The organism is Actinoplanes utahensis, from assembly GCF_016862455.1.
Taxonomy (GTDB): domain Bacteria; phylum Actinomycetota; class Actinomycetes; order Mycobacteriales; family Micromonosporaceae; genus Actinoplanes; species Actinoplanes utahensis.
Window position 1 is genome coordinate 17,004 of sequence record NZ_BOMZ01000020.1, and the last position, 21,236, is coordinate 38,239.

Genomic DNA, 21,236 nt, shown 5'->3' on the forward strand with positions numbered 1-21,236 from the left:
CTAAACAATTTCAGGGAGGTAACCCGTGTCCGTCCAGCCCACGCGTGACGACAAGTTCTCCTTCGGTCTCTGGACCGTCGGCTGGCAGGCCCGCGACCCGTTCGGGGACGCCACCCGCGAGGCCCTCGACCCGGTCGAGGCCGTCCACAAGCTCGCCGAGATCGGCGCCTACGGCATCACGTTCCACGACGACGACCTGGTGCCGTTCGGCGCCGACGCGCCGACCCGCGACGGCATCGTGGCCGGCTTCAAGAAGGCCCTCGACGAGACCGGCCTGATCGTCCCGATGATCACCACGAACCTGTTCACCCATCCGGTGTTCAAGGACGGCGGCTTCACCAGCAACGACCGTTCGGTCCGGCGTTACGCGCTGCGCAAGGTGCTGCGCCAGATGGACCTCGGCGCCGAGCTGGGCGCCAAGACCCTGGTGCTGTGGGGCGGCCGCGAGGGCGCGGAGTACGACTCGGCCAAGGACGTGCAGGCCGCCCTCGACCGTTACCGTGAGGCCCTCAACCTGCTCGCGCAGTACTCGGAGGACCGCGGCTACGGCTTCCGCTTCGCGATCGAGCCGAAGCCCAACGAGCCCCGCGGCGACATCCTGCTCCCGACCGCCGGCCACGCCATCGCGTTCACCCAGGAACTCGAGCGCCCCGAGCTGTTCGGCATCAACCCCGAGGTCGGCCACGAGCAGATGGCCGGGCTGAACTTCACCCAGGGCATCGCCCAGGCGCTGTGGCACAAGAAGCTGTTCCACATCGACCTCAACGGCCAGCACGGCCCGAAGTACGACCAGGACCTGGTCTTCGGCCACGGTGACCTGCTCAGCGCGTTCTCCCTGGTCGACCTGCTGGAGAACGGCGGCGTCGACGGCGCCCCGGCCTACGACGGCCCGCGGCACTTCGACTACAAGCCGTCGCGCACCGAGGACTACACCGGTGTCTGGGAGTCGGCCAAGGCCAACATCCGGATGTACCTGCTGCTCAAGGAGCGGGCCAAGGCGTTCCGCGCCGACCCGGAGGTCCAGGAGGCGCTCGCCGCCGCCAAGGTCGCCGAGCTGAGCAAGCCGACCCTGAACCCGGGCGAGTCCTACACCGAGCTGCTCGCCGACCGGTCCGCCTTCGAGGACTACGACGCGGACGCCGCCGGCGCCCAGGGTTACCACTTCGTCAAGCTGAACCAGCTCGCGATCGAGCACGTGCTCGGGGCCCGGTAAGCATGATCGACCGCACCGAGCGGCACTCCGGTGAGGTGCGCGGGCACCTCACCGGCGACGGCCGGAAGGGTCTGCCGAAGGAGGCTCAGTCATGGCGCTGGTAGCCGGGATCGACAGCTCCACGCAGTCGTGCAAGGTCGTCATCCGGGACGCCGAGACCGGGAGACTGGTCCGGCAGGGCCGGGCGGTGCACCCGGACGGCACCGAGGTGCATCCGGACGCCTGGTGGGCCGCGCTCCAGCAGGCGATCGAGGAGGCCGGCGGCCTGGACGACGTGGCCGCCGCCTCGGTCGCCGGGCAGCAGCACGGCATGGTCGCGCTGGACGAGAACGGCGCGGTGGTCCGCCCGGCGCTGCTGTGGAACGACACCCGCAGCGCCGGTGCGGCCGCCGACCTGATCGAGGAGCTGGGCGGCGGGGACAAGTGGGCGGACGCGGTCGGCATCGTGCCGGTCGCCAGCTTCACCCTGACCAAGTTGCGCTGGCTGGCCCGCAACGAGCCGGCGAACGCGGCGAAGGTCGCCGCGGTCTGCCTCCCACACGACTGGCTCACCTGGAAGCTGTCCGGATCCACCTCCCTCAGTGATCTGCGGACCGACCGCAGCGATGCCAGCGGCACTCTCTACTGGTCGGCGAGAACCAACGAGTACCGGCACGACCTGCTGGAACTCGGGTTCGGCCGGGATCTGCTCGTGCCCGAGGTGCTGGGCCCGACCGGGATCGCCGGCCACCTGCCCAACGGTGCGCCGCTGGGACCGGGTGCCGGGGACAACGCGGCCGCCGCCCTCGGCACCGGCGCGCGTCCCGGCGACGTGATCGTCTCGATCGGGACGTCCGGCACGGTGTTCGCCTCGTCCGAGGTCGCGCCGAACGACCCGACCGGCACGGTCGCCGGGTTCGCCGACACCACCGGCCGGTTCCTGCCGATCGTGGTGACGCTGAACGCCGCCCGAGTCCTGGACGCGGCCGCCAAGCTGCTGAACGTGGGTCACGACGAGCTGTCCCGGCTCGCCCTGTCCGCCCCGGCCGGAGCGGACGGCCTGGTCCTGGTGCCGTACCTGGAAGGGGAACGGACCCCGAACCGGCCGGACGCCACCGGCTCGCTCCACGGGCTCACCCTGCGCACCTCGAACCCGGCGCACCTGGCCCGGGCCGCGGTCGAGGGCATGCTCTGCGCGCTTGCCGACGGGCTGGACGCGCTGGTCGGCACCGGCGCGGTCGCTGACCGGATCGTGCTGGTCGGCGGCGGGGCGCGGAGCGAGGCGGTCCGCCGCATCGCGCCGGCGCTCTTCGGCAAGCCGGTCGTGGTCCCGCCGCCCGGCGAATACGTCGCCGACGGCGCGGCACGGCAGGCCGCGTGGGTCACCGCGGGCGGCGATCTTCCGCCGGTCTGGTCGGCGGAGACCCCTGAGGTGTACGAGGCCGACAGCATCCCCTCGATCCGCGAGCAGTACGCGATCGCTCGCGGCTGACCCCCGGCCGGCCGTCAGTGCTGTCTCCCCGCCCCGAGACAGCACTGACGCCCAGCCGTCCTAACCCCGGCTGGCTCTCACGGCTGTCTCCCCGCCCCGAGACAGCCGTGAGAGCCAGCCGGGGGTTTTTGCGGCCGGAGGGGGAGGGCTGGGGTGAGTTGCGGGGGCGGGCTGCCGTTGTCCGCGCGAGGCGTGCATGTGTGGCCGTACCCCCGCGGAAGTTCTTCTTGAAGTTTCTGTTGTCTTCCCGCCGACGCGGCATCTACGTGCACAGGAACACCGGCCGACCTCCCCCTCGGCCGTCAATCCCCGCACGTGAGGAAGAGCGCAGTGGCAGAGAGAAAAGCCCGGAAACGGGCGCTGCTCGGCGTGGCGGCCGCGTTGGTCGTGCCCGCCGGACTCGTCGGCTGGTCGATCATCCCGTCGAACGCGGCGGCAGCCCCCGCCGCCGGCAACACCTATCAGCTGATCGTCAAGAAGAGCGGCAAGTGCCTCGACGTGCCGGCCGCCTCGACCGCGAACGGCGCCCTGCTGCAGCAGTGGGGTTGTACCGCGAACGCGGCGTGGCAGCGGTTCCAGCTGGTCGCCTCCGGATCGAACTTCCTGATCAAGAACGTGAACAGCGGCAAGTGCATCGACGTGCCGGCGGCGTCGGCCACCTCGGGCACTCCGTTGCAGCAGTGGGGCTGCGCCGGTTCGCAGACCAACCAGCAGTGGAAGGTCGTGGCCTCGGGCGCCGGCACGTTCCAGATCATCAACGTCGCGAACGGCCTGTGCATCTCCGACCAGGGCGCGTCGACGGCGAACGGCGCGTCGATCATCCAGGAGACGTGCACGGCCAACTCGAACAAGCAGTGGTCGTTCACCCCGGTGTCCGGGACCTCGACGCCGGCCTCTTTCACGGTCGCCGCGGACGGCACGGGTAAGTACAAGACCGTGCAGGCCGCGATCGACGCGGTCGCCGCGAACAACACCACTCGTCAGACGATCACGATCAAGCCGGGCACCTACCGGGAGATCGTCACCGTTCCGTCGAACAAGCCGTACATCACGCTCCGGGGCGGCGGTGACACCAACGACGACGTGGTGATCGTCAACAACCGCAGCAACGCCGGCGGTTACGGGACCTCGGGCAGCGCGACGCTCTTCGCCAACGGCAGGGAGTTCAACGCCGCCAACCTGACGATCGCGAACGACTACGGCGAGGGCTCGCAGGCGGTGGCCGCGAACCTGAACGCCGACAGGCTGGTCTTCGACGACGTCCGGTTCCTCGGCGCCCAGGACACCCTGCTGGTCAACAGCGGCCGGTCCTACGTCAAGGGCGGTTACGTCGAGGGCACCGTCGACTTCATCTTCGGTGGCGGCACCGCGGTGTTCAACGGCACGAAGATCTACCAGAAGCGGACCTCCGGCGGCCCGATCTCAGCGGCCCGGACCGACGCGGCCAACCCGTACGGCTTCCTGTTCTACAAGACCACGGTGACCGGCGCGGCGAACAACGTCACCCAGCTCGGCCGCCCCTGGGGCCCGAACGCGCAGGTGCTGTTCCGCGAGTCCAGCCTGAGCGCCACCATCAGGACCGCCCAGCCGTGGACCGACATGTCGTCGAACTCGTGGAGGAACGCCCGGTTCCTGGAGTACAAGAACACCGGCTCCGGCGCGACCGCCAACAGCAACCGGCCGCAGCTGTCCGACTCGCAGGCCGCGAACCACACCCCGCAGAGGTATCTCGCGGGCACCGACAACTGGAACCCGGTGGGTTGATCATGTCTTTCGCCAAGAAGCGCGCCGCGCTCATCGCCACCGTCGTCGCCGTCCCGGCCGCGATCGTCGGCTGGTCGGTTCTGCCGTCGAACGCGGCGGCGGCTCCGGTCGCCGGCAACACCTATCAGCTGGTCGTCAAGAAGAGCGGCAAGTGCCTCGACGTGCCGGCCGCCTCCGCCGCTAACGGCGCCCTGCTCCAGCAGTGGGGTTGCACCACCGGCGCCGCCTGGCAGCAGTTCAAGCTGGTCGCCTCCGGATCCCACTTCCTGATCCAGAACGTCGGCAGCGGCAAGTGCATCGACGTGCCGAGCGGGTCGAAGACCTCCGGCCGGCAGCTGCAGCAGTGGGGTTGCGCCGGCTCGCAGACCAACCAGCAGTGGAAGGTCGCGGCGTCGGGCGCCGACACGTTCCAGATCGTCAACGTGAACTCCGGTCTGTGCATCTCCGACCAGGGCGCCTCGACCGCGAACGGCGCGTCGATCATCCAGGAGAGCTGCACCGCCAACAGCAACAAGCAGTGGACGTTCACCCCGGTCACCGGCTCGGTCCCGGCGCCGACGGCATCCGGCCGGACCTGGGCCTCCACCCCGGACGGCTTCGCCTCCACCGGCGGCGGCACCACCGGCGGCGCGGCCGGCGCCACGGTCACCGTGACCAACCTCGCCGACCTGACCAAGTACGTCACCGCCACCGAGCCGTACGTGATCAAGGTGGGTGGCCCGATCACCATCACCCCGAAGGGCACCGAGCTCAAGGTCAAGTCGAACAAGACGATCGTGGGCGCCGGCACCAAGGGCGAGATCGTCGGCGGCGGCTTCTTCCTCGGCGCCGGCGTCCGGAACGTCATCATCCGCAACCTCACCATCCGGGACACCCAGATGACCGAGGACGACCCGGACGACAAGACGTACGACTACGACGCCATCCAGATGGACACCGCCGACCACATCTGGATCGACCACAACAAGATCACCCGGATGAACGACGGCATGATCGACAGCCGTAAGGACACCTCGTACCTGACCGTGTCCTGGAACGTGCTGGACACCGGCAACAAGGCGTTCGGCATCGGCTGGACCGAGAACGTGACCTCGCGCATGACGATCCACCACAACTGGATCAAGAACACCAACCAGCGCAACCCCAGCACCGACAACGTGCTGTACGCCCACCTCTACAACAACCACCTGCAGAACATCACCTCGTACGGCAACCTGTCGCGCGGCGGCACCAGGATGGTTCTGGAGAACAGCTACTTCGACAACGTCGCCAACCCGTACTACAACGAGACGTCGGCCGCCCAGCTCAAGCAGAGCGGCAGCATCGTCAAGAACTCCTCGGGCAAGCAGCAGACCAACGGCTCCGCCTTCGACCCGAAGAGCTTCTACTCCTACACCCTGGACGCGGCCGCCGACGTCCCCGCGTTGCTGGCCAAGTACGCCGGCCCGCAGGCGAACATCGGCAACTGATCTCCACCGGGGGGTGCGGAGGAGGCGGCGCTGCCCCGGGCGGCGCCGCCGCTCGCCGCCTTCCTCCCCGGCCACGGCGATCGACGACGTTCGACTCCCGGCTGGTCAGCACCGCTGTCTCGAGCGTCCGGAGGCAGCGGCACGAACCGGCGGGACTAATCTCTACCGCGTGACGAGCAGGGGCGGGACCGTGCACCGCGTCTACAGCGTGGTGGTGTTCGTGGTCCTCGCCGCCCTCGACAACGCGGCGATCGGGCTGGTGCCGCCGCTGTACGGCAGCATCGGCGCGGACCTCGGGGTGAGCGAGGGGCACATCGCCCTGGCCACCACGATCATGTTCCTGATCAGCGCGGTGTCGGCGATCGGGTTCGCGTACGTGGGGGATCGCACCGACCGCAAGCCGGTGCTGATCACCGGTACCGTCATCTGGGTGGCCGGGACCGCCTGGTCCGGGCTGGCCGGCGGCTACGGGCAGTTCCTCGGCGGCCAGATCGTCGCCGCGTTCGGGCTCGGCGGTGTCGCGTCGGTCAGCTTCGCGGTGGTCAGCGACCTCATCTCGCCGCGGCGGCGGGGCCTGGTGATGAGTTTCTGGGGCCTGTCCCAAGGCGTCGGCACGCTGGCCGGCACCCTCCTCGGCGGCATCCTCGGGCACACCGACTGGCGGCGGCCGTTCCTGGTCGTGGCGGCCGCCGGGGTGGTCGCGACGCTCGCCTACCTGCTCACCTACGACGTGCCGCGCGGCGACAGCCAGCCGGAACTGGCCGGGATCGAGTACGACGAGCGGATCAAGCACGCGGATCTGCCGGTCATCCTGAAGAGGCGGACGAACGTCTGGCTGATCCTCCAGGGCGGCACCGCGCAGATCGCCTTCGGATCGCTGGTCTGGCTGCCGGTGCTGTTCCGTGCCCGGGCCGAGGATCAGGGCTACACCACCGGCACGGCGGTGCTGATCGGCAGCGTCTTCGCGACGATCTTCCAGCTGGGGGCGGCGCTGTCGATCCTCGGCGGGCTGGCCGGGGACCGGTTGCAACGGCGGACCCCGCGCGGCCGGGCCCTGGTCGCCGCCGTCGGGGTACTCGCCGCCGTACCCCTCTATGTCGTCCTGTTCTTCGTCCCGATGCGGATCACCGTGCCGGACGGGGCCGGGACCGGCGCGGTGATCCGCGGGGTCCTGGCCAACCTGGTGACCGAGCCGACCGTCGGGATCTGCCTGGCCGTCGCGGTGGTCGCCCTGATGCTGACCTCGGCGAACTCACCGAACTGGTTCGCCATGATCGCGGACGTGAACCCGCCGCAGCACCGCGGCACCGTCTACAGCCTCGGCAACCTGGTCAACGGGGCCGGCCGGGCCGGTGGCAACGTGCTGGTCGCGGTCGCCTTCGGGGCCCTGGCCGGGGCGTACCCGCCGCCGCTGAACTACGCCGTCGGGCTGGCCGCCTTCCAGTTCTTCTTCATCCCGACCGGGGTCATGTACTGGCTGGCCAGCAGGACGGTGGCGAAGGACATGGCCGACACGCACACCGCCCTGCTGGCCGTGGCCTCAGAACACCGCCCACACGGTGACGTCGGACGGGACCCGGCCGTCGGCGTCCAGGGGCTCGCTGCTCAGCAGGACCCGGGACCCGCCCGGTAACGCCACCGGCTCGGCGCCGAAGTTCGTCACCACGGTCAGGTCGCCGTTGCGGAACGCCAGCGCCCCCGGATCGGTCGCCAGCCAGGCCAGCTCACCGGTGCCCAGCTCGTGCTCGCGCCGGGTGGCCAGCGCCGACCGGTACAGCTCGTAGGTGGAGCCGGGCACGTCGACCTGACGGTCCAGCGCGTACTCCGCCCAGATCGGCGGCTGCGGCAGCCAGCTGGCGTCGGCCGGGCCGAAACCGTACGACGGCGCGTCGGCCTCCCACGGAATCGGCACCCGGCAGCCGTCCCGTCCGCGTTCGGTGTGCCCGGACCGTTCCCAGGCCGGGTCCTCCCGAACCTCGTCGGGCAGCTGGGTGTGCTCCGGCAGGCCCAGCTCCTCACCCTGGTAGAGATAGGCCGAACCGGGCAGCGCGAGCATCAGCAGGGTCGCCGCCCGGGCCCGGCGCAGCCCCAGCCCGGTGTCCGGCTGCGGGTCGCCGATGCCGATACCGGGCACCCGCTTCGAGCCGGGCGGGAAACCCAGCCGGGACGCGTGCCGGACCACGTCGTGGTTGGACAGCACCCAGGTGGTGGTCGCGCCGACCGCGTCGTTGGCGGCCAGCGACGAGTCGATGATCTCCCGCAGCTCGGCCGGCGACCAGGGCGCCTCCAGGTAGGGGAAGTTGAAGGCCTGGTGCATCTCGTCCGGCCGGACGTACCTGGCCAGCCGCTCCTCCGGCTGCACCCAGGCCTCGGCGACCAGGATCCGGCCGCCCGGGTACTCGTCGAGGACGGCCCGCCACTGCCGGTAGATCTCGTGCACGCCCTCCTGGTCCCACATCGGCGGCGGCGGGCCGACCGGCTCCAGGCCGCCCAGGATCACCGACGGCGCCGTCCACTCGCTCAGCTCGGCGTCCTTGATCAGGCCGTGCGCCACGTCCACCCGGAACCCGTCGACCCCGCGGTCCAGCCAGAACCGCAGGATGTCCAGGAATTCGGCACGCACCTCCGGGTGATCCCAGTTGAGGTCGGGCTGCGAGACATCGAACATGTGCAGGTACCACTGGCCGTCCGGCGTCCGGTGCCAGGCCGGCCCGCCGAACACGCTCTGCCACGAGTTCGGCGGCTCCTCGCCGTCGCGGAAGATGTAGCGCTCCCGTTCCGGGCTGCCCGGGCCGGCGGCCAGCGCGGCCCGGAACCACTCGTGCTCGCTGGACGTGTGGTTCGGCACCAGGTCCACGATGATCCGCAGGCCCAGCTCGTGGGCTGTGGCGATCAGCTTGTCGGCGTCGCCGAGCGAGCCGAACCGCGGGTCCACGCCGCGGTAATCGGCCACGTCGTAACCCGCGTCGTGCTGCGGGCTGGGATAGAAGGGCGACAGCCACACCGCGTCGACACCGAGCCGGCGCAGATGCGGCAGCCGGTCGGTGATGCCGGGCAGGTCACCCATGCCGTCGCCGTCCGCGTCGGCGAACGAGCGTGGATAGATCTGGTAGATGACCGCATCGCGCCACCAGGCGTCAGTAGGCATGGCCCCAACGATAGGGCGGTCAATCGTCGAGGATGGCGGCGAACCGTTCCTCGGCCAGGTCGAGCTGATCCAGGATGTGCTCCTTGGCCTGGGTGGAGAGCGGGGTGTCCGGCCGGCCGATGAGCTCCCGCAACTTGGGGACGAGCGGCCGGTACTTGGTGGCGGACCGGTACGCCTTGTCCAGCGTGGTGTGGATGACGCCGACCCCGTTGTCGGTGAAGTCGGAGATCTTGATCACCCGGGCCCACGGGTCGTTCTCCAGGTTCTCCGCCACGTGGGTGCGGTACTGCTCGTGCTTGTCGCGCCGCGGGTCGTACTCCGGGTTCGTGACCGACTGGACCAGCTCGGCGACCCGCGGGTTGAACCGCCGGGACAGCTCGGCCAGGGCCGCCCCGTTCCGCACGGCCCACGGCGCGTCCGGCTCCACCCCGCCCAGCTCGGCGGGATGGTCCTCGACCGCGTCGTGCAGCAGCGCCGCGACCAGCACGTCGATGTCGCGCACCCCGTAGTAGCGGATGATCCGGATGACGACCCGGAGCAGATGGTTCAGATAGGGCTCACGGACCCGCCGGTCGGCCGCGTGCAGGTCGGAGGCCAGGTCGAGGGCCTCGGTGAGCTTCTTGCGCTCGTCGGCCGGAAACGACTCCAGTTCCAGGGCGAATCGGTCACGTAGGCCGGCTTCGCCGTACACCTCGGTGATGGCGTGCAGTGGCATCGAGAGCAACATCCTTGGCGCCATGACGACCAGGTATACCGGATGTCGGGCGGCGATGGGCTTCGATCAGCCGCCGGATGTGGCCGGTGGCACGACCGGAGCGGGAGAGGGGGACGGCCGGGGCGTCGGGCGTGGCCCGGGAGAGGGACGGGCCGTCGCCCGTCCGGTGGCCACCGCCCGGGCGGCCGGGGTCATCCGCATGGCGCTGATCGACGACGACGGCCGCAGCGACCACGGCGGGGTCGGGTCGGCGTGCACCCCGCGCTTCGGGGTGCCGGCCCCGTCGGTGAACTCCTCCTCGGTCATCGCCTGCAGGGCGCTCAGCGCCACCCCGACGATGGTGGCCGTGGTGATCACGATGATCGGCACCAGCATGGTCAGCGGGCGGATGCCGCCGGCCTCCGCGCCACCGTTGTGCGGCTCGATCGACATGGCCGCCATGCCGGTGTAGTGCATGCCGCAGACCGCCACGGCCATCACGGCGGCGGCGCCGGTGACCCTGGCCCAGCCGCGTACCGAGATGGCGAACCAGAGAGCCACCGTGCTCGCCGCGATCGCGATCAGCGCCGAGGCGACCACCAGCAGCGGGGAGTAGTGGATCGTCGCGGAGAGCCGGATGCCCTCCATCCCGGTGTAGTGCATGGCGATCACACCGGTACCGGTGAGCAGGCCGGCGCCGATCGTCCGGCCGGGGCTCGGCTTGCCGTGCCCGACCAGCACCAGGCCGACACCGACGGTCAGCACCGCGAAGGCCAGGCTGAGGAGGGTGAGGCGGAGGTCGTAACGGACCGGGCTCTCCGGCACGTCGAAGCCGAGCATCGCGGAGAAGTGCATGAGCCAGATGCCGCCGCCTCCGATGGCGAAGGCCGCGATCACCAGCCACCGGTTGCGGCGGCTGCGGTTGTGCGCGTCCCTGGCCCGGCCGGTGCAGAGCAGACCGAGGAAGGAACCGAGGAACGCCAGCAGATAGGCGGCTATCGGGTTGTAGGCGCCGTAGGTGAAGTGATGAACGTCGGCCACGGAAGGGGATTGAGTCAGATTTCGGCGGACCGACATCGCACCGCGTGTGCGGTGGCGCACGAAAGAGAAGAACCGGAGTCACCGAGGCCATGTCCGGAAAAGGACCGGGCCGCGGCGACCCCGGTTCGAGGTCATCGGTGCGGTGAAAAGGGGGATCAGGTGAAGATGCTGACGCCACCGGGGCCCACGAGGAGGCCGACGATGATCAGCACGACACCCCAGAGGATCTGCCGCCGGAAAAGCGCGAGCACACCGGCGACCACGAGAACAACGGCGAGAATCCAGAGCAACAGGTCCATGTCTTGTCGGATACCCGAACCCCGAAATCCGGAAACCTGGCTCAGACGGGTACGAGTTCCGAGTCCACCGAGTCGGTGAGCAACTGGTAGACGTTGTACGCCTGCTTGATCACCGGATGCGCGACATTGCGGACCGGAACCCCACCCGGGGTACGCCCACGCTCCGAGCCGTGGTGCGCGTGCCCGTGCAGGGCCAGCGCGGTCGGCGCCGAGTCGATCGCGTTCCCCAGCTGGTAGCAGCCGAGGAACGGGTAGATCTCCAGCGGCTCGCCGACCAGGGTCTCCGGCACCGGGGCGTAGTGCGTCAGGGCGACCAGCGCGTCGCACCGGACCGACCGCAGCGTCTCGCCCAGCCGGGCCGAGATGGCCTCGGTGGTGCCGACGAAGTCCTTCATCTCCCGCTCGCCGAAGTTGCTGGCGCAGGCCCCGGCGAAGCCGCCGCCGAACCCCTTGGCGCCGGCGATCCCGAGCCGGTGCCCGCGAATCTCCAGCACCGTCGCCGAGCACTCCAGCACGGTGATCCCGGCGTCGGTCAGCACCTCGGTGACCTGCTCCTGCTGATCAGTCTGGTGGTCGTGGTTGCCGAGCACCACCACCACCGGCACGGCCAGCCCGCCGAACTCCTTGGCGAAGCACTTCGCCTCCTCGGGGGTGCCGTGCCGGGTCAGGTCGCCGGCCACCAGCAGCGCGTCGGCCCGGTCCGGCAGCTGTTCCAGGGCGGGCCGGTAACGGCCCACCACGTCCTTGTCCACGTGAACGTCGCCCACGGCGGCGATCCGGATCATGAAATCTCCTCCACCTCGCTCGGCGCCTGCGCCCGGGTGATGCCGATGTCACAGGTGATCTCGATCTCCGGGAAGTGGCCGGTGATCTGCCGGCAGATCTCGTCGCGCCGCTCGACGCTCTCCACCTCCCCGCCGAGCACCACCACGTTCTCCCGGCGGTGCACGGTGATGCCCTGCTCGGCGATGCGCTCGTGCTCGGTGAGCAGGCGCTGGATCTCGGCTTCGAGATCGATCTGATGGGTCATCTCATCCCCTTACCTCAGTTCCCGCTCCCCGGGGAAAGCCACGACGTCCAGGCGGTCCAGCAGGACCAGGAACGCTTCGGCGTACGGAGAGTTCTCGGTCTCCCGGCGAACCCGCTCCCAGTCGATCTGCTCGCGCAGCGACCGGGCGACCGGCAGCCCGGTGGCGAAGTCGCAGTAGTGCTGGCTGTAGCTGAGCAGTTTGTGCACCATCAGCCGGGTCGCCGAGAGCACCGGCATGTAGATCGCCTCGACGGAGATCTGCTCGGTGTCGGCGAGGGTCTCCTCGTCCACCGGCGACTCCACCGGCCGGTAGATCAGGTCCGCCATACGGCCCTCGTCGAAGACCTTCACCAGCCAGTCCTCGGGGGGCTGTTCGGTCTGGAATCCGACCGCGGCCAGTTCCTGCAACGCGCGGTCCTTGTCCTGTTCGCGGATCAGGAAGTCCACATCGTGATCACTGGAATACCCGCCGCGGGCGTACACCGCGAAACTCCCGCCCAGTGCGAAGGGGATGTCCGCGCTCTTCAGCGTCGAGGCGACGCGCTTCAAGGTGATGGCCAAGCCCTCGTCCACCCGGTGTGGCATGCCGACCTCCTGTCCGTTGTCCAGTTCCTGAACGACTACCCGGAGTCGCCGCACCTTGAACCCCTTGCGAACATTCTGGAGGAAAAGGACAGCCCGCGGCGGGGAACGGTGCGTGCAGAAGGGGGCTACCGTCAGTGGGTATGGCCCCCCTCGCGCAGTCCCATCCGGATTCCGCCGACCGCGCTCCTCGCCGCATGCCCCGCACCGTCGCGCTGGTCGGCATCGACGGCTCCGGCAAGACCACTCAGGCGCGTGTCGTCGCGGCGGAGCTGCTCGCCGCCGGCTTCCCGGCGGCCTACCGGCAGAACGCCGGGGGACGTCACTGGTTCGGGCGGATCGCCCACTTCCTCGGCCGCTCGGACGCCGAAGACCTGTTCGGCCGCCGCGGCACCCTGCTGCTGGAGTCGTTGCTGCGCTGGCTGGCCATCGCCCGCACCCTGCTGCGCCGGGCGGTGAACCGGGAGATCGCGGTGATGGACCGCTACGCCGTCTGCCAGTACGCGAGCCTCCGCGCCCACGGCGCCCGCCCGTCCGCGGAGCGCTTCGCCCGGCTCGCCTACCGCATGTTCCCCCGGCCGGACGTGACGTTCCTGCTGTCCGTCGATCCGGCGGTGGCGCAGGACCGGATCGAGCGGCGCGGCTACGACACCGAGACGATGGACTACCTGCGGACCGCCGCCGGCGCCTACCGCGCGCTCCCGGAGTACCCGGAGTTCGTGGTGATCGACGCCAACGACACGCCCGAGCAGGTCACCAAGGCCATTTTGACTGTGCTTGATGGCTCCGCTTCGCTCCGCGGCGATTGGCCTTGTAACCGGTGAGATGCCAGTCGGTCCCCGGCCCCCGCAAAGACCGCGGGCGTCGGCGACCGGCTCCCATCACACCGGCGGCCGATCGCGCCGGGTCAGGCCTGACCGTAAACCGGGATCTGCGCGCCACTGGTCGGTGCCGACGCGTCCGAGGCCAGGAACAGGATCACGTCGGCGATCGCGGCCGGGCTCACCCAGCGGCCGTGGTCGGAGTCCGGCATGGCCTTCCGGTTCGCCGGTGTGTCGATGACGCTGGGCAGCACGGTGTTGCAGCGCACCTTCCGCTTGCGGTACTCGACGTCGACCGCGGCGGCGAACGCCAGCACGGCCGCCTTGGCGGCCACATAACCGGCGGCGCCCGGGAACGGGGACACCGCAGCCCGCGACGAGACACAGACGACCGAGCCGCCTCCGGCGCCGATCAGGTACGGCAGCGCCGCCGCCGTGGTGAGGTACGTCGGCCGCAGATTCAGCGTCAGCATCTCCTCGAACCTCTCCACCGGGGTGTCGGCGATCAGGCCGTCGCCGGCGTACCCACCGGCCAGGTTCACCACCGCCGTCAGCGGCGCCGCCGGGTCCCGGCCGGCCACCTCGGCCGCCGCCCGCACCTGCGCCTCGACCATCAGATCCGCCTCGACCGCGACCACGCCGCCGGGCAGCCGGTCGGCCGAACCGGGCCGCACCGGCGCCACCACGCGCCAACCCGCGGCCGTGAAAGCGCTGATCGTGGCGGCGCCGAGGCCGCCTGTGCCACCGGTCACCAGAGCTGTACGCGTCGCCGTCATGGCGAGCAGCCTGTCACACCGCCGTGGCTGTGCTCTTCCTCACTTACCAGCCGGACCGGCTCTCACCTGGGAATGTTCCGTGCTCGGCGGGCGTCACCCATGTGGGCGACTGAAGTGTGACGTGACAAGGCGCATTGTGACCGGTGGTCCCGTCCGCCTGGAGGGACCGGAGATCTTTCGCGGGGCGTTTGTTTCAGGCTTGTCGTTGCGCGGCCGATGCTGCACATGAACCCCGCGGGCGTGGAGCCCGTACTCCGGGGTGACGAGCATCGCGGAGTCCAGGGTGATGGCCGTCGCTGTGACGATGAGAGGCCGATGGTGTTATGAGTCGCGCAAAGGGTATCCGACCGTCAGCAGGACGGTCGCGAAGATGCCGCACTCAGGTACCGCGCACTGGGCTCTCAGGTAGCACCCAGGCATTCGTGACACTTTCGACCCACCAGCTGGAATCAGTTGAGTCGGCAATTTGTTGTGTAGATGTCAGCAACCGCAATGCACGAGCTGCGGACGTTACGGGAGAGGGCTGATGGACGCAGGTAATGCCCGTAACAGGGTTAGTGACGGCAATGAGGGGACCGTGGGCAACGTGGAGAAGAACACCGTGATGCGTACCGACCAGGTCGCCGAAGAGCGCGACCTCGTCGGAGTCTACCTGCACGAGATCTCCCGGACGCCGTTGTTGGACGCCGCTCGTGAGGTCGAACTGTCGAAGGCGATCGAGGCGGGACTCTACGCCGAGCACCTGCTCGAGACGGGCGAGGAGCGTCGCGGCGTCAGCCGGGAGGAGCTGGAGCGTCTCGTCACCGAGGGCCAGCGCGCGAAGGATCTGTTCATCCGGGCCAACCTGCGACTGGTCGTCTCGATCGCACGCCGCTACGTGCGGTCCGGCATGCCGATGCTGGACCTGATCCAGGAAGGCAACACCGGCCTGGTCCGCGCCGTCGAGAAGTTCGACTACGAGCGCGGTTACAAGTTCTCGACCTACGCCACCTGGTGGGTGCGCCAGGCGATCAGCCGCGCCATCGCCCAGCAGGAACGCACCGTCCGGCTCCCCGTCCACCTGGTCGAGGATGTCAACCGGATGCGTAACGTCACCCGCCAGCTCGTCCGTGAGCTGGGCGGCGACCCGGAGCCGGAGCAGGTCGCGGCCGCTCTCGGCGTCACCGTCGAGCGGGTCAACGAGCTCACCCGCTGGGCGCAGGACACCGTCTCGCTCGACACCCCGGTCGGCGACGACGGCGACACCAACCTCGGTGACCTGGTCGCCGACAGCGACGCCCCCAGCCCCGAGGAGATCGTCCTCAACGCGCTCGAGCGGCAGCGCATCGAGGGCCTGCTCAACCACCTGGACGACCGGTCGGCCGGCATCATGCGGGCGCGGTACGGACTGGAGGACGGCCGCGAGCACTCGCTGACCGAGGTGGCGTCCCGCTTCTCGCTGAGCCGCGAGCGGATCCGTCAGCTGGAGATCCAGGCGCTCGGCCGGCTGCGTGAGCTGGCCCGCGCGGAGGGTCTGGCCGCCGCCTGATCCCGTCCCGTTCCCAACCCCTCTGAAACGATCAAGGCCGGCGCCCCCTCCTCGGGGGCGCCGGCCTTTTGGTGCCGCTGTCTTGGTACGGCTGGTTCTCAGGGCTGTCTCAGCGGCGTCGAGACAGCCCTGAGAACCAGCCGTACCGACGCCTACTTGACCCGGCCGTAGCCGTTCGGCGTCATGATGTCGATCGTGCGGTGCAGGATGTCCCGGCCGGCCGACGGCGCGTCGATGATCTTGCCGCCGCCGACGTAGATCCCGACATGGGCGTTATTGCGGTAGAACACCAGGTCACCGGGTTGAAGATCGGATCTGCTGATCCGGGCGGTGGCGCTGTACTGCGCGGCGGCGTTGTGCGGCAGCGACTTGCCGGCCGCGGCCCAGGCCGCCGAGGTCAGACCCGAGCAGTCGTACGAGTCCGGGCCGGCGTCGCCGAAGCCGTACGGCTTGCCGATCTGGTTGAACGCGAAGGTGACGGCCTTGCCGGCGGAACCCGGGATGCTCGGGATCGCGCCGGTGTAGGACCCGGTGTCCTCGGTGGGACTGCCGTACGCGGCCTCACGCATGTCGTACAGATTCTCGAGGTCGCCCTCGATCTTCTTCTTGCGCGTCGCCAGCTCGGTGACCTGAGCGTTCTGCTTCTTCTGGGTCTGCTGGAGAGCGGCCTTGCGCTCCGCGAACGACTGCGTCGTCTCGGTGTAGGCGTCGATGTCCTGCTGGTTGGAGCGGGCGATCTGCTCCAGCGTGGCCAGCCGTTCCAGCAGGTTCTGCGAGTCACCGTTCGCGATCACCGCGAGCGGGCCGATGCGACCCTGCATGTACGTGGTGTCGGCGATGGTGTCCACCTTGACGGTGGCCGCGGCGAGCGCCGCCTGGGCCGGCTTCAGCGACTTCTCCAGCTTGACGGCTTCGGCCTTGGTCTTGTTCAGGTCGATCCGCAGCTTGTTGTACTGCTCGGTGACGTTCTCGAGGGTCGTGGACGCCGCCTCGATCTTCTTCGTGAGCTCGGCGGGGGACGGAGCCGCGTTCGCGGCGGTCGCTCCCGACGCGGTGATCGCGAATGCCGTCAGCGCGACCACGAGAGCCCGGAACCGGGTTCGGGGGTGTGGCACTGGTCAGGGGGCCTTTCTTCCGCTTGGCCGCCGACCTGGTCGCTGGGGGAGTCCGGGCGGGAAGAGAGGCCCGGTCCCACGACGGCCGCCGGCCTCGAGGAAGAGGCGCCGGCTCGTCGCGTGTTTCGGCGGCGTTGGCCGGCGCCACCGGAGGTTTGTGGCTGCGGACCGGACCAACCGCATTAACCTATCGGCGGAAGAAAAGAAATCAAGGCCCCGCCGAGTGAAATTTCCCGATAGCCGGGCTTGCGCGTTTAATCCTGATAACGGGCTGTTATTCGCTCGCCGCTGAGCGTGAATTCCCCGCGCTTACCCGGACTATTCGCTCAGTGCCGGTTCAGCCGTGGGGACCCAGTTACGCGTCACCTGACGCTCGGCCCAGAACGACAGGAACGGGATCGTGCCGGACAGCATGACCAGGATCATCCGCTTGAACGGCCAACCCACCCGGCGGGACAGGTCGAAGGTGCACACCAGATAGACCATGTAGAGGAAACCGTGGAGCTGCCCCACCGTCTCGACCACGACCGGGTTGTCGGGGGGCCCGTACTTCATCACCATGCCGACCGTGAGCACGAGCAGAAGCATGCCGACGATCCAGGCGATGATCCGGTAACGGGTGAGAGCTCCCTGCACGGCCGGTGACTCCTTCTTGCCTATGTGTTGGGGACGCGGTGGGGGTAATCCGTCGGCCGGGCCCCGGGATGGGCGGCCAGCCAGGCCAGATAGTCGTTGTAGGCGTCGAGTTCGGGATCCGGCGCCGCGTCGGCCCGCGGCCGGACCTCGACCCGGACCGGGCGGCCCAGCGTGACCGGCGCACCGGGCTCGGCCGGCGGCGGGGTCTCCTCCGACTCGGTGAGCGGCAGGCCGGCCGCCCGGCGACGGGCCAGTTGGATCTCGCGCACCCAGATGAACACCACGAAGCCGCCGAAGACCGGCCACTGGAACATGTAGCCCCAGCTGATCGAGTTGCCGTCGGCGGCGCGGCTGAACTGCCACCAGCCCAGCGCCAGACAGGTCGCGGTCATCACGAGCGCGAGAAGATGGCGGGCCATCCACGCCGGAGTCCACAGCCCTTTCATGTACACGAGCGTACCGGCGGGTTTGGTGGGCGTTAGCCGGGGCAACCCGTGCTGGCGAGACCTTACCCATTCGGATAGGAGGCGCATCACGATGGAAGCGCGATTCGAGGACGGTGCGGCGGTGGCCTTCGACACCGGCGTCGACCCGGCGGGCCTGTCCGACGACGACCTGTTCCGGGAACTCGGCAGCCTTTACCGGACCCGCCTGCACACCCTGCGGCACGGCCCGGACGCCGCCCTGGACAACCATTTCAAACGCACTGCCGAACTGGAGACCGAATACATGGCACGGTTCCCCGGCCGCGAGGTCGACCCGGACCGGCTCACCCAGGCCTTCTGATGGCGCTGCGCCAACGGATCGCCCGGCTCGCGCAGGCCTACGCCCCGCACGAGCACCGGCCGCTCGACGGATATCTGGTCGCCATGGGCGCCTTCGGGACGATGGCCGGGGCACTGGCCGCGGCTGCCCGGATCAGTGGCCGGCCAGTGCCCGAACGTCCCGGACTCGGCGACGTGGCACTGGTGTCGATCGCCACCCACAAACTCAGCCGGCTGGTGGCCAAGGAAGCGGTGACCAGCCCGCTGCGCGCCCCGTTCACCCGCTACACCGCGCCGGCCGGGTCGGCCGAACTGCACGAGGAGGTACGCGACGAGGGCAGCCCGGTCCGGCACAGCATCGGCGAACTGGTCACCTGCCCGTTCTGCCTGGCCGTCTGGGTGTCCACGGCGCTCACCGGCGGCCTGGTGCTGGCACCCCGGCTGACCCGGCTGGCCGCCACCGCGCTGACCGCGACGGCGGCCTCGGACTTCCTGCAGATGGCGTACTGCATCGCCAAGAAGCACGCGGAACGGGACTGACTCAGAACTGCAGGGCGCGGAGGGCCTCGGCCGCCTCGTCCTGCGCGTACTCGCCCTCGGGCAGCGCGTCGATCCGGGTGAGCACGGTCGCCGGCAGATCCGCGGCGATCGCACGTCGTTGCAGGTCTCCGCTGGTCAGCCGCTCCTGGGCGTCGTAGGCGGTGTCCAGGAAGGCGTCCAGCTCACGGATGTCGTCGGTCACGGGCGGTGGACTACCCGCCGGGCCGCCGGCCAAACACCAGGAGTGTAACCCAGGTCACAACAACTCACGGAATCCCGCACCGGTGCCGACGGTTGTGAACGAATGCCGGTGTGCCCAGTGTCCCCGGGCCTCACCCAACGCCTGCACGGAATACCGTTCGGCTGGAGCCGTGTTGAGCCACTCGCCGCGAGGCGACCTGCACACCGGCATTCGCGCCGCCTCTCGGGTGAACACCCGAGAGGCGGCGCAAAAGTTTCCCCACCCCGCCCCCGGGTACCCGGACACCATGACCGACGAGCGCACCGGACGCCGTGCCGCCGACCTGCTGCCCGAAGAACGCGCCGCCGGCAGCGCCGACCCGCAAGCCCAGGCCGAAGCCATCCTCGCGGACTCCGACGAACGCACCGACGATCCCACGGCCGCGCCTGATTCATTCCTTGAGCGCAGAACATCCGACGAGTCGGTTTGAACCCGGGACACCCCCCTAATGGGGCACCTGATCGCGCACGTTTCCGGATAGACGTGGCAATATCCGTCGAGTGTCTGCCCCTAAACGCCGTGTCCCGGCCGCGCAGCGTGGCGCCCGGCTGACCCGGCGCACCCCCAAAGACGGCACGTCCACCATCTCCACGCCGCGCCGGTCAGCGGCCCCACACGCCGCCCCGCCCAGCGGGCCGCATCCGGTGGAACTAGCCGGGCTGCTGCACGAACTGACCGTGCGCCTGCTCGCCGCCGACTCGCTCACCCAAGCCCTCGACCGGTTCGCCGCCCTCGCGGCAGGCGCCCTGCCGGGCGTCGCACGATGCTCGGTGGCGCTGATCGGCGAAGGCGGGCCCCTCACCGCGGCCACCGCCGGACAGGCAGGGCAGACATTCGACCAACTCCAGTACGCCGGAAGCACCGGACCCGGACTCGAAGCAGCCCGCACCCGGACCCTGATCACCTCCGGCGACCTGACAACCGACGAACGGTGGCCCGAACTCGCCCACGCCGCCCGAACCGACGGACTGGGCGGACTGGCCGCGATCCCCCTGGACGTACGCCGAACCGCGGTCGGGGCACTCAGCGTCTACCTCGACCACGCCGGCGACGTCGACCCGGAAGTCCTCGTCACCGCCATGGCCCTGGCCGGCCAAGCCGAAGTCCTGATCGGCGAACTGCACCGGCGCGAAGCCCTCACCGAAGGCGCCGAAGTCGACCGCGCCGTCGGCGTGATCATCGCCCAACGCGGCTGCGGCATCCAAGAGGCCTACGCCATCCTCCAAGAGAGCGCCCAGCGCCTCGGCCTCGACCGCACCACCGTCGCCACCCGCCTGGTGACCGCAGCAGCCCGCAACAGCGGATGACCTGACCACGGCCCACTCACCCCAGATGCCGAGAAGGCGGACCGGGCCATTCGCGGGGCGGGGTGTGCCGGTTCGATCACCCGGGGTGCGTGGTCTGATGGTGATCTCATCGGCGGGGCGGGTTTGCCGGGTTGGCCGCCTACCGGGCGAGGCGTGTCGGCTTGGTCGCCCGAGGATGAGGCGTGCTGGCTTTCTTACCCGCGAGATCGGGTGTGCTGGCTTGGTCACCCGTGGGGCGAGGTGTGCTGGTTTTCTCACCCGCGAGATCGGGTGTGCTGGCTTGGTCACCCGTGGGGCGAGGCGTGCTGGTTTTCTCACCCGCGAATTACGGTAGCTGGCTTTCTTGCCCGCGGATTGCGGTATCCGATTTACTTACGGAGCTGTGCTAGCTTTGCTCCGCTTCGCTCCGCGGCAAAATGCCTTTAAGCTGGTGTCGAGGCGTGCGATTTTCCGCCACCCAGCAAACCCCACTGGGCGTCGAAAAATCACTCGCCTCGACACCAGCGGCATTTTGCGGGCTGTTCCGTGGCCACGTGCACACTGGAAAACTACGGGGTGGGGACCGTTGCGTGACCACGTGTCCCGAAGGCCACGGGGTGGGGACCGTTCCGTGACCACGTGTGCCGGGGACGGTAGGGCTGACTGTCTCATGACCACGGGAGGGGCTGTCGTCCGTGGCCACAGAGGTCCGCCTGGCTGGGGACGGTCTGGTTGCAACCGCTAATCACCCCCGTAATTGCCGCAAGGTCGTATTCACGGAACTGCCCGCAAAATGCCGTTGGTGTCGAGACAGTCGA

General features: G+C 69.5%; 23 protein-coding genes. 11 read left to right on the forward strand and 12 right to left on the reverse strand.

The annotated features are described in order from the left end of the window. Positions 1–25 precede the first annotated feature (25 nt). The 5 genes from xylA to Aut01nite_RS06400 all read left to right on the forward strand — a co-directional run bounded on the left by xylA (position 26) and on the right by Aut01nite_RS06400 (position 7,550). Positions 26–1,213 carry a xylose isomerase gene (xylA, locus tag Aut01nite_RS06380; RefSeq protein ID WP_043529816.1) on the forward strand — a complete coding sequence of 396 codons (1,188 nt, stop codon included), beginning with the start codon at positions 26–28 and terminating at the stop codon, positions 1,211–1,213. Positions 1,214–1,304: 91 nt separating this feature from the next. Further along, entirely contained in the window at positions 1,305–2,684 is a 1,380-nt protein-coding gene (gene xylB / locus Aut01nite_RS06385) for a xylulokinase (RefSeq protein ID WP_043529814.1), read from the forward strand. A gap of 330 nt (positions 2,685–3,014) precedes the next feature. Continuing rightward, positions 3,015–4,448, forward strand: a complete 1,434-nt coding sequence (locus Aut01nite_RS06390; protein ID WP_043529812.1) for a pectinesterase family protein — start codon at positions 3,015–3,017, stop codon at positions 4,446–4,448. A gap of 2 nt (positions 4,449–4,450) precedes the next feature. After that, a complete protein-coding gene (locus Aut01nite_RS06395) occupies positions 4,451–5,917 on the forward strand; it encodes an RICIN domain-containing protein (RefSeq protein ID WP_043529810.1) in 1,467 nt (488 codons plus the stop codon). 169 nt (positions 5,918–6,086) lie between these two features. Continuing rightward, the gene (locus tag Aut01nite_RS06400; protein ID WP_043529809.1) at positions 6,087–7,550 is read left to right on the forward strand and encodes an MFS transporter; all 1,464 of its coding nucleotides are present in this window, start codon (positions 6,087–6,089) and stop codon (positions 7,548–7,550) included. On the opposite strand, the gene Aut01nite_RS06405 is transcribed toward Aut01nite_RS06400, so the two are convergent. The 7 genes from Aut01nite_RS06405 to Aut01nite_RS06435 all read right to left on the reverse strand — a co-directional run bounded on the left by Aut01nite_RS06405 (position 7,458) and on the right by Aut01nite_RS06435 (position 12,714). Further along, positions 7,458–9,065, reverse strand: a complete 1,608-nt coding sequence (locus Aut01nite_RS06405) for a glycoside hydrolase family 13 protein (RefSeq protein ID WP_043529806.1) — start codon at positions 9,063–9,065, stop codon at positions 7,458–7,460. The two genes, Aut01nite_RS06400 and Aut01nite_RS06405, sit on opposite strands and share 93 nt — an antisense overlap. A 19-nt stretch (positions 9,066–9,084) precedes the next feature. Beyond that, the gene (locus Aut01nite_RS06410; RefSeq protein ID WP_236643012.1) at positions 9,085–9,780 is read right to left on the reverse strand and encodes an HD domain-containing protein; all 696 of its coding nucleotides are present in this window, start codon (positions 9,778–9,780) and stop codon (positions 9,085–9,087) included. A 66-nt stretch (positions 9,781–9,846) separates the two neighbouring features. Next, on the reverse strand, positions 9,847–10,800 hold the full coding sequence (locus Aut01nite_RS06415; RefSeq protein ID WP_043529802.1) for an MHYT domain-containing protein: 954 nt from the start codon (positions 10,798–10,800) through the stop codon (positions 9,847–9,849). A 155-nt stretch (positions 10,801–10,955) separates the two neighbouring features. Next, on the reverse strand, positions 10,956–11,099 hold the full coding sequence (locus Aut01nite_RS06420; protein WP_173476724.1) for a GPGG-motif small membrane protein: 144 nt from the start codon (positions 11,097–11,099) through the stop codon (positions 10,956–10,958). Positions 11,100–11,140: 41 nt separating this feature from the next. After that, complete coding sequence (locus Aut01nite_RS06425; protein ID WP_043529800.1) at positions 11,141–11,884, reverse strand: metallophosphoesterase family protein; 744 nt, start codon at positions 11,882–11,884, stop codon at positions 11,141–11,143. Further along, positions 11,881–12,129, reverse strand: coding sequence for a hypothetical protein (locus Aut01nite_RS06430; protein ID WP_043529797.1), 249 nt, complete (start codon positions 12,127–12,129; stop codon positions 11,881–11,883). Before Aut01nite_RS06430 ends, Aut01nite_RS06425 begins: the two co-directional genes overlap by 4 nt. A gap of 9 nt (positions 12,130–12,138) precedes the next feature. Beyond that, on the reverse strand, positions 12,139–12,714 hold the full coding sequence (locus tag Aut01nite_RS06435; protein WP_043529856.1) for a nucleotidyltransferase: 576 nt from the start codon (positions 12,712–12,714) through the stop codon (positions 12,139–12,141). A 140-nt stretch (positions 12,715–12,854) separates the two neighbouring features. Here Aut01nite_RS06435 and Aut01nite_RS06440 point away from each other — a divergent pair, with 140 nt between their 5' ends. Further along, positions 12,855–13,535, forward strand: coding sequence for a dTMP kinase (locus tag Aut01nite_RS06440; RefSeq protein ID WP_043529795.1), 681 nt, complete (start codon positions 12,855–12,857; stop codon positions 13,533–13,535). 83 nt (positions 13,536–13,618) lie between these two features. Here the strand turns inward: Aut01nite_RS06440 and Aut01nite_RS06445 are convergent, their stop codons facing one another. Further along, complete coding sequence (locus Aut01nite_RS06445) at positions 13,619–14,308, reverse strand: SDR family NAD(P)-dependent oxidoreductase (RefSeq protein ID WP_043529793.1); 690 nt, start codon at positions 14,306–14,308, stop codon at positions 13,619–13,621. A gap of 526 nt (positions 14,309–14,834) precedes the next feature. On the opposite strand from Aut01nite_RS06445, the gene Aut01nite_RS06450 reads away from it, so the two are divergent. Further along, positions 14,835–15,836: a sigma-70 family RNA polymerase sigma factor gene (locus tag Aut01nite_RS06450; protein ID WP_043529791.1), complete on the forward strand. Its 1,002-nt coding sequence runs from the start codon at positions 14,835–14,837 to the stop codon at positions 15,834–15,836. A gap of 152 nt (positions 15,837–15,988) precedes the next feature. On the opposite strand, the gene Aut01nite_RS06455 is transcribed toward Aut01nite_RS06450, so the two are convergent. From Aut01nite_RS06455 to Aut01nite_RS06465, 3 genes are all read right to left on the reverse strand, one after another. Next, a complete protein-coding gene (locus tag Aut01nite_RS06455; protein ID WP_043529789.1) occupies positions 15,989–16,951 on the reverse strand; it encodes a C40 family peptidase in 963 nt (320 codons plus the stop codon). Between the two features lie 318 nt (positions 16,952–17,269). Further along, the gene (locus tag Aut01nite_RS06460) at positions 17,270–17,587 is read right to left on the reverse strand and encodes a DUF3817 domain-containing protein (RefSeq protein WP_043529787.1); all 318 of its coding nucleotides are present in this window, start codon (positions 17,585–17,587) and stop codon (positions 17,270–17,272) included. A gap of 20 nt (positions 17,588–17,607) precedes the next feature. Continuing rightward, a complete protein-coding gene (locus tag Aut01nite_RS06465; protein WP_043529854.1) occupies positions 17,608–18,033 on the reverse strand; it encodes a hypothetical protein in 426 nt (141 codons plus the stop codon). Positions 18,034–18,124: 91 nt separating this feature from the next. Between Aut01nite_RS06465 and Aut01nite_RS06470 the strand changes: the two genes are divergently transcribed. Continuing rightward, complete coding sequence (locus tag Aut01nite_RS06470) at positions 18,125–18,373, forward strand: DUF6158 family protein (protein WP_052164273.1); 249 nt, start codon at positions 18,125–18,127, stop codon at positions 18,371–18,373. Beyond that, positions 18,370–18,891: a DUF1360 domain-containing protein gene (locus Aut01nite_RS06475; RefSeq protein WP_173476725.1), complete on the forward strand. Its 522-nt coding sequence runs from the start codon at positions 18,370–18,372 to the stop codon at positions 18,889–18,891. The genes Aut01nite_RS06470 and Aut01nite_RS06475 overlap by 4 nt, the downstream gene beginning before the upstream one ends. A 1-nt stretch (position 18,892) precedes the next feature. Here Aut01nite_RS06475 and Aut01nite_RS06480 read toward each other — a convergent pair whose 3' ends face one another. Further along, positions 18,893–19,093: a hypothetical protein gene (locus tag Aut01nite_RS06480; RefSeq protein WP_236643011.1), complete on the reverse strand. Its 201-nt coding sequence runs from the start codon at positions 19,091–19,093 to the stop codon at positions 18,893–18,895. 286 nt (positions 19,094–19,379) lie between these two features. Here Aut01nite_RS06480 and Aut01nite_RS06485 point away from each other — a divergent pair, with 286 nt between their 5' ends. Continuing rightward, the gene (locus Aut01nite_RS06485; protein WP_043529781.1) at positions 19,380–19,562 is read left to right on the forward strand and encodes a hypothetical protein; all 183 of its coding nucleotides are present in this window, start codon (positions 19,380–19,382) and stop codon (positions 19,560–19,562) included. A 70-nt stretch (positions 19,563–19,632) separates the two neighbouring features. Next, complete coding sequence (locus Aut01nite_RS06490; protein ID WP_043529779.1) at positions 19,633–20,439, forward strand: GAF and ANTAR domain-containing protein; 807 nt, start codon at positions 19,633–19,635, stop codon at positions 20,437–20,439. Positions 20,440–21,236: the final 797 nt, after the last annotated feature.